7 protein-coding genes are annotated in these 8543 nt (G+C 39.5%); 3 read left to right on the top strand and 4 right to left on the bottom strand.

Translation table 11 applies throughout. The features are described from left to right. From XEN7305_RS00855 to XEN7305_RS00845, 3 genes are all read right to left on the bottom strand, one after another. A partial coding sequence (locus XEN7305_RS00855) for a helix-turn-helix domain-containing protein (RefSeq protein ID WP_006507416.1) occupies positions 1–305 on the bottom strand: 305 nt, incomplete at its 3' end. A gap of 139 nt (positions 306–444) precedes the next feature. Beyond that, on the bottom strand, positions 445–1428 hold the full coding sequence (locus tag XEN7305_RS00850) for an alpha-ketoacid dehydrogenase subunit beta (RefSeq protein WP_006507415.1): 984 nt from the start codon (positions 1426–1428) through the stop codon (positions 445–447). Between the two features lie 62 nt (positions 1429–1490). Then, positions 1491–2975, bottom strand: a complete 1485-nt coding sequence (locus XEN7305_RS00845) for a bifunctional UDP-sugar hydrolase/5'-nucleotidase (RefSeq protein ID WP_006507414.1) — start codon at positions 2973–2975, stop codon at positions 1491–1493. Positions 2976–3187: 212 nt separating this feature from the next. On the opposite strand from XEN7305_RS00845, the gene XEN7305_RS00840 reads away from it, so the two are divergent. Together XEN7305_RS00840 and XEN7305_RS00835 are read left to right on the top strand one after the other, a co-directional pair. Next, complete coding sequence (locus tag XEN7305_RS00840) at positions 3188–5074, top strand: M48 family metallopeptidase (protein WP_006507413.1); 1887 nt, start codon at positions 3188–3190, stop codon at positions 5072–5074. Between the two features lie 283 nt (positions 5075–5357). Then, positions 5358–6368, top strand: a complete 1011-nt coding sequence (locus XEN7305_RS00835) for an adenosine kinase (RefSeq protein WP_006507412.1) — start codon at positions 5358–5360, stop codon at positions 6366–6368. A 138-nt stretch (positions 6369–6506) separates the two neighbouring features. On the opposite strand, the gene XEN7305_RS00830 is transcribed toward XEN7305_RS00835, so the two are convergent. After that, positions 6507–7058 carry an alpha/beta hydrolase gene (locus XEN7305_RS00830; RefSeq protein ID WP_006507411.1) on the bottom strand — a complete coding sequence of 184 codons (552 nt, stop codon included), beginning with the start codon at positions 7056–7058 and terminating at the stop codon, positions 6507–6509. Between the two features lie 583 nt (positions 7059–7641). Here XEN7305_RS00830 and XEN7305_RS00825 point away from each other — a divergent pair. Beyond that, a complete protein-coding gene (locus XEN7305_RS00825; RefSeq protein ID WP_006507410.1) occupies positions 7642–8463 on the top strand; it encodes a DUF1838 domain-containing protein in 822 nt (273 codons plus the stop codon). Positions 8464–8543: the final 80 nt, after the last annotated feature.

Genomic DNA, 8543 nt, shown 5'->3' with positions numbered 1-8543 from the left:
CAAGCTTTTCTCAGATGTCTTAGGGCATATTGAGGCGCACATTTTGATACTTCATAGTACCAAGGATATTCTGGTTTGACTAAGGCTACTAACCACTTATGTAAATCTATAGCTGTGGGGAATTTTATTGTTTTATGCGAAGCGGTATCCTTTAGGGCTTCTGGATTATTTTTATTATTGTCTAATATTTGCTTGGTTAAACCTAAACCCCAATTCCAGGCGTGTCTAGCTACTCCTGCATGTTTGGCTAACAGAATTTTTTGTGTATTATTTACTTTTAATTCTGTTTTAAACCCTAACAGCATTTACTTTATCCTCTCGGCAACCTCTTTTAATTCTTTGTTAATTATTGTCTAATTATTTTGATTCAGTTCTTAGCCCTAATCAGCGATCGCACAAAACCTGAGACAGCGCGATCGCTTTGCCAAACAACTGTTCACTGATTTAGACTTGCATCGCTACCATTTTTTCCACAGCTTCAACAATTTGACCTGGCTGAATGATTGTCAGTCTTTCTAACGCCCCATTATAAGGAGTGGGAATGTCTTGAGAAGATAAACGCAAGACAGGCGCATCCAACTCATCAAATAGCTGTTCGCTAATTAGAGCCACAAGTTCAGCCCCAATGCCACCAGTCTTCATACATTCTTCGACAATAATCACCCGATGGGTTTTCTTGACCGAAGCACTAATTGTTTCCATATCAAAAGGCTTCAAGGAAATTAAATCAATAACTTCTGGGTCAAATCCTTTTTTCTCCAGCATTTTGGCCGCCTGAGTACAATGATGACGCATTCTAGAATAAGTTAAAATAGTCACATCTTTCCCTGGACGAACCATTTCAGCTTTATCTAGAGGGACAATATATTCCTCGTCGGGTAAATCTTCCTTGTGGTTATAGAGTAAAACATGCTCAAAAAACAATACAGGATTATCGTCTCGAATTGCTGCTTTAAGCAAACCCTTGGCATTATAAGCTGTAGAACAAGCCACAATCTTTAACCCTGGCACAGCATGAAAATAAGCCTCTAATCTTTGAGAATGCTCTGCTCCCAATTGTCTACCAACCCCACCAGGGCCTCGAATCACCATGGGAATTTTGAAGTTACCGCCAGAAGTGTAGCGCAACATTCCTGCATTATTGGCAATCTGATTAAATGCCAAGAGCAAAAAACCCATATTCATGCCTTCAATAATAGGGCGCAATCCAGTTAAAGCTGCTCCCACTGCCATGCCACAAAAGCTATTTTCTGCGATAGGAGTATCTAAAACTCTTAGATCACCATATTTTTCATGAAGATTTTTTGTAACCTTATAAGAACCACCATAATGTCCGACATCTTCGCCCAAAACGAATACGGTGTCATCTCTTGCCATTTCTTCGTCTGTGGCTTCCCGCAGAGCGTTGAACATTAAAGTTTCTGCCATAATTTTTCTCTCTAGCTTTTCCCTATATCTGCAAAAGATAATCCTATCATTCCGTGACTTCCCTAATCTGCCCGAAATGTCTGTAACTGATGAATTAAAGCAAATCGAATATCCTCTGCTTCTCGAAGGAACTTTATTTCAGGATTTTCTAGAGTCAGATAATCTAAGCCATCTTCTTTTCCTGTCAGCAAAAAATCGTTGATCGCAATTTTATAGGTTTGTTCAGGGTTTAAAGTGACATTGTTAATTAGCCAACTTGCTCCTGATTGCTTTTTGCTAACTCCAGCCGTCTGAAGATATCCTCCCGTTCCTTTATTTTCTAGACCTTGGTTTAAAACTTTTTCTAAGAGTGAACCTCTCATTTCGACTAAGATTATCTGACTTTCAAAGGGCATAATACGGAGTACATCGTACTGGGTCACTTTTCCCGCAGACAGCAGATCATCAATCTGAATTGCCCCAGCATTAACGATCGCAAGCTCAGCTTCTCGATTTGTAGCGGCCAACATTCCCTGGGTGAGCAAATCCGTTAAGTTTGTGGCATGATTGCGCACATTCACTTCCAATCCATCTAGGGGTTCAGGGGAAATAGTAACTACTTGTTCGGGTTTAAAATCATGACGACGAAAACCATCGAAAGCTCTTTGTAACCATTTGTCAACTAGGGCTTTAACTTTTGGTTGCTCAGGAATTTGATTCGTAATTGGTTGTAGGTGAGAGGTAATTTCTAAATTTTTAGTTTCCGTATCGTAACTAAGTTGGTGAATATAAACTGTTCTGTCATTAGAATCTGCTTTAAAAATCGGCGTAAAATCACTGCCTCGCCATTGTTGAATATTTTCATGTTCATGGCCTCCTAAAATAATGTCGATTTCGGGAATTGTTGCGGCTAATTTTTGATCTTGAGCTAAGGCTAGATGGGTAACTGCGATGATGATATCAGTTTGATCTTTAATCTTGTCTACTTCTTGCTTCATTGATGCGATCGCATCTTTATAGGTCACATAATCAGTCTGATTGCTATCAATAGTGACTCCGATTAAGCCAACTTTAATCGTGGCATCTTCTGCTCCTTTCACGGGGAGAATGATTGAGGAAGGAACATTAGGAAAAGGCCGTCTAAACTCATCAAAAACATTACGAGACAACCAAGTAAATTGTGACTCGGCTAGACGTTGATAAAATTGCTCTTTGGTTAGGTCAAATTCGTGATTACCAAAGGTGGCAAAGTCTAACCCCACGGCATTCATCACAGAAATCATTTGAGCTCCTGCGATCGCCTCGCCGTCAATTTTGGCAGTGCCCAAGGCCGACGGACTCAATAGGTCACCCGCTAGAATAGTAAAGGTATGAGGATGTTCTGAGCTTAATTTTTGTCTTAGACTAGCAATCCGCGCTAGTCCGCCAATTTTACCTCCAGAAACAGGGGCAATTTCATAAATATCATTGAGCTGGAGGAGCGTGATATCGACTATTTCTGCCCTGGCCGTATCAGCAAGAGCTAAGTTTAAAAGAATAATCAAGCATAATTTGAATAAAAATTTCATTGGTAACCTAAAAATCTAAGATCTAATTTTTTAGTTTAATCAAACAGAATAGAAATACTAACTCGATGTATTTACTCAAAATTTATATAAATTATATTTACTATCGATAGAATGAATAAATAGTAGTTATTCATGCTTAATTCTTCTAGTAAAGCATTCGTAAATAATTGATCGATAACCTCTGGCCATAGATTAGAAAGAGACTAATTGTTATGAAACTTTATCTAAACTTATTATCAATCTTCCTCAGTATTTTTGCCATTACAAATTTAGCGATCGCTCAGTGCTTTGCCCACAGCGAGACCACTGAAACTGCCACAACAGAAGTGGTCAAATCAGATCTTGAGGGGGATGCGATCGCGGAACCAGATCTCGAACCTAACGAGACTGAGGTTATTGACGCAGAAGAATCGGCAGTAGAGGAAGCAATCATCTTTGTCCAATGTCCAGCCACAGAATTAGTAACAGATTCTCAAACAAGTCCAGAGGATTCTGATCAAGAACTTGTAACCCAATCAGAAATCACAGAAGAGAAACAGCAAGCAACAGATACTCAAGCAGAACCAGAAGAAATAATAGTAGCAACCACAACCACAACCGAATCTAAGATCGAAGAATCAGAAGAAATTGCCACAGAATCTGACGACCCAGAAGCAGCCAAGAACGAAGAGATAGAAGAGAAAGAGGAAAGTACCCAAGCTATTGATTGTTTAACGCCAGAAGAAGTAGTTCGTTACCATAAATTATCAATCGCAGATAATCTGTTTAAAACAGGAAATAGACTAACTGCTGCTCAAATATATCAAGAAGAGAAAACTCCTTGGCATAGGGAATTAGACCCTAGCAAAATTCTCCCCAAAGCCAATAATGATCCGACAAAACTAAGTCCTGGAGCCGCTGTTTATTGGCGGGTTTACCAAGAAGGAAAAGCTCAGGGATTAGAAAGCAAAATTTTAACTCCTCTAGCATTACTAGTTGAGAACGAACCGCAATTTATTCCTGGTCATATAACCTACGCCGAATCACTTTTAGACTACGAAAAAGAAGAAGAATCATTAGCCGTATTAGATAGGGCTATTAGTCTATATCCCAAGAATACCGAATTACTGCGGGCAAAAATTGCTTCAGATGTGAGAGCGGAGCAATGGCTTGAGGCGTCAATTACCTCGCGGCAGTTTGCCCTTTTTTATCCCGAACTTCCCGAGGCGGCAGAATTCACCCAATTAGCCGACGAATATTTAGAAGAATTCAAAAGTGAGATTCGCGAAAAATTAACTTTTAATGCGATCGGCAATGCGATCACCGGAGCCGTGGGGTTTGCTCTCACAGGGAATATTTTTGGCCCAATTTCTGCGATCGATACTACTGTGCTGCTGCTGCAAGGGGAATCTACTCTAGGAGCGAAATTCGCTAAACGAGCGCAAAAACAACTACCGATGGTAGAGAACGAAGACCTACTTAATTATGTTCGAGAAGTCGGTCAGAGAATTGCTGCGGTATCGGGTAGAGACGAGTTTGAATTTGAATTTTATATTGTCATGGACGAGAACATTAATGCTTTTGCCCTTCCTGGAGGAAAAGTCTTCGTCAATTTAGGGATCATTCTCAATACCGATTCCGAAGCTGAACTAGCTGGACTACTGGCCCATGAAGCGGCTCATGCTGTCTTGTCCCACGGGTTTCAACTGGCAACTTCAGGAAGTCTCACGGCTAATATTACCCAATATGTGCCCTATGTTGGAGGGACTGCGGGGAATTTGATTGTGATGAACTATAGCCGAGAGATGGAAAGACAAGCAGATATTTTTGGTACCAGAATGTTGGTTGCTTCTGACTATGCCGCCGATGGCGTGCGCAACCTCATGGCACAGTTACAGGAGTTGAACGAACAAGACGAAGATTATGTTGAGCGTCCTGCTTGGGTTTCTACCCACCCGAATACCAGCGAAAGAGTTCGTTATATGGAAGAATTCATCGTTGAGAATAATCTCAATCGTTATAACTATGAGGGGGTCAAAAGACATTACCGGATGAAGCAACTAGCAAAACAAATCTGGCGAGAATATGAAGAAAATGGAAAATTGAAAATTGACGAGTGATCCTGATGCCCTAAAGGATACACCTTCGGATAAATTCCACTCATATAAGGAACTCGCGAGTTTGAAAAGTGAAAAATGCGGTGAATCTAGGTTGATTATGAAAAATACCTTGGTCAATTCAGGTTTGTAAGGGTTTATCTTGGGGAAAATGCCAAATGTTTACTTGTTTCTTCAAGTGGGTTACTATCCTCAAATAGGTTACTATCCTGTCCCATTGGCATAGCCAAGGGTTTACTCTAAGAAAAAGATATCAACTAAACTTACCACTCAGATAACTATCAATATGACACAATATGACGTGTACGGTCTTGGAAATGCTCTTGTAGATATTGAATTTGAAATTTCACCCGAGGTTCTCCAAGAGTTAGGAATTGATAAAGGTGTAATGACTTTGCTAGATGAGGAGAGTCAAAATAAGATTGTTAGTCATTTAGGAGCCTATTCTCAAAAACGCTCCTGTGGTGGATCGGCTGCGAATACCTTAATCGGGATAAGTCAATTTGGAGGTAAGTCTTTTTATTCCTGTAAAGTTGCCAATGATGAACCAGGGAAATTTTATGCTGAAGATTTACTTCGTTGTGGGGTTGGCACTAATCTAGAAGACCACGAACCTGAAACTGGCATCTCCGGAAAATGCTTGGTTTTTGTGACTCCTGATGCCGATCGCACCATGAATACTTTTTTGGGAATTTCTGGTGCTCTTTCCGAAAAAGAGCTCGTACCTGAAGCGATCGCCAATGCTAAGTATACTTATATCGAGGGTTATCTCGTAACAGGAGAACATAGTAAGGCAGCAGCTATTAAAGCCCGAGAAGTTGCCCAAGCAGCAGGCAGAAAAGTTGCTTTTACCCTTGCTGATTTCAATATGGTGAAGTTTTTCCGAGACGGTCTACTAGAAATCATTGGCTCTGGTGTTGATTTTATCTTTGCCAATGAAAGTGAAGCTCTAGGGCTTGCTCAAACTGAAGATCTTACCGTGGCTATCGACTATCTCAAAACCTTATCCAAGGGTTTTGCCATCACCTTGGGAGCCAAAGGTTCAATGATTTTTGACGGTCAAAACCTGATCGATATCGCTCCTTTCCCCGTCAAAGCGATCGATACTGTTGGTGCAGGGGATATGTTTGCTGCTGGTGTGCTCTATGGCATAACCAATAATATGACCTTTGCCGAAGCAGGACGTTTGGGTTCTCTGGCCTCCGCTAAGCTTGTCACTAGCTTGGGTGCACGGCTCAAAACTGAAGAAGCTCTTGCCATTTTAGAGGAAGTTAAAACAACTAGTCTAGTTGCTTAAGTCTATGATTTAAACCCCGTTTAGGTTAGAACCTAAGTTTTTGTAATTGTTAAGGAAAAGATCGCGTAAGATCTTTTCTTTTTATATTTAGGGGTTTTAACCTAAAACCTAAAACCTAACACCTACTACCTATTCCCCTCACTCTCCCGAATCAGCGCTCTTAGACTCGTTCCAAAATTTTTGTAATTTAAATAATTCCTTAGTATTAATCTGAAGGTTATCTGTGGGAAATTCATCGATCACATCCAAAATTGTCCAGCTTTCCCCTTCTCCTGCCGCTTGAATCACCGCAGAACGCAAAGCATAAAAACCATTGCGCTGGGAATGAGTACTCACAACTGAGCCAATATCTTGCAATATCTCTTCTCCCTCATTCGATTTGGTATAGCGGTAAATACTAACGCGATCGCGATAAAACTTTTTTTGTAACCAATGACGCAACTGAACTAAAGTATCTTCATCTAAAAACTTGGCATAAAATTTAAACTCGTCGGTAATTTCTCCTGTTGTGGCATAGGTTTCGAGAGTTTCTACTGATAGAGAACAATTGAACATTCCGTAGACGAAACGAATCTTTTCCGCACTCAACGCAGATTTAGGATTGATTATTTCGGGGAGCAAACCTAAACCAACTGTGAGAAAAAAAGATAATATAATTGGAGTATTAGAGCGCAATAAAGATAATTTCATGTTATTTGGTAAATGAGTAAGCTAATCCTTACCAAGTAGAAATAACAACAATTACAGATTGCTTGAGAACTTAGTAAGCAACCCCAAATAATTGTCACTCCATATGTGGCAAAATATTACAATCAACTAATCTTGTTAATGGTTTCCCATCAACAACTCACACCATAAATAACTATAAACTATGCTGATTATATTGCTATTTCTGACAAGTTTATATTACAAAATAGTAACTTTTAATCTAATAAAAGATTATCCATCAATCTAAGACAAACTCAATGTCTGACTAAGTAATTTTATAACTTAATTTCTTGCTGATCATTATTAATCTTTGATAAAAATTGCAACGTTATAGTTACAATTCCGATAAAAATGATGAGCTTTAAATCAAACTATGACCCCTTGTCACCTAAAACCCAAAACCCAAAACCTAACATCTGTCTCGACTAGATCATAAAAAACCAAATCATCTCCAGGATGTTTTTTTCATCAAAAACCCTTACCCTATAGTCAATAAGACCGCCAATTGTACTATATAGCAAACGCTTATTTTAGCAAAATAGACTAATCTTCTGGGGAAAAACCTATGGTTCAGACAATTCAGCATGTTGATCAAGAACAACCATTAGATGTTTCTTGTTGGGTGAAAACTCGTAATTCTTTATCATCCCAATCGACTTTTTTATTATGGACTGGTTCTATTTATGGCTTGATTCCTAATGAGCGCAGAAAACATCTTTTCAAAATTGTCGGCATCAGTGTTAGCCGTTGTATACCCCAAGAGGATAACAGCTGGGATTTTGCTTCCCGTGAGTTGACTTATTATCTCGATCCTGAAACAAATCAAATCTTACATCGTTGGAACAATCCCTGGACTGGGGAGATTCTGCCCGTTGCCCATGTGGCAAATAATCCTGTTCAAGGACTTTTTAAAGGTGATTTTCCCGCGATTGTCAATGAACATACGAGCACTTTTGTCTTTGACCTGTTTACTAATTATCCTAATCCCTTGGCAGGAGATCCGAGATTTATCGAATACAGCCCTCAGGAGATCTATCAAGCAACTGAGTTATTTAAACTAACAGTCCCTAATGATGAGCTTTTCGACCCAAAAATAGCAGAAGTTTCTCAAGTGATTTTAAGTTGGGATCGCATTGGCCCTTGGCTTCCTTGGATGAAAATGGGTGATAGACCAGGTCAGTTGATTTATAGTGCCCACGGGAAAAAAGTTAAGAAAGTTGAGCATCTACCACAATGGTTACAAGATGAGCTCAATCATCGTCTACCTTTATACAAAGATGCCCCAAAATCCATTATGGATAGTGAAAATATAACTTCTTGGAAATATTTTAAACAGAATTTTGATGCTTATTTAGCTGGTGAGCAATTTCCTTTGGTTGCATTTTGAGGGCAGAGGGCAGAAGGGAAATGTGCCGTTAGGCACTGATAACTGATAACTGATAACTGATAACTGATAACTGATAACTG

This window comes from Xenococcus sp. PCC 7305, from assembly GCF_000332055.1.
Classification (GTDB): Bacteria; Cyanobacteriota; Cyanobacteriia; order Cyanobacteriales; family Xenococcaceae; genus Xenococcus.
This window is presented reverse-complemented; position numbering and strand designations above follow the sequence as displayed.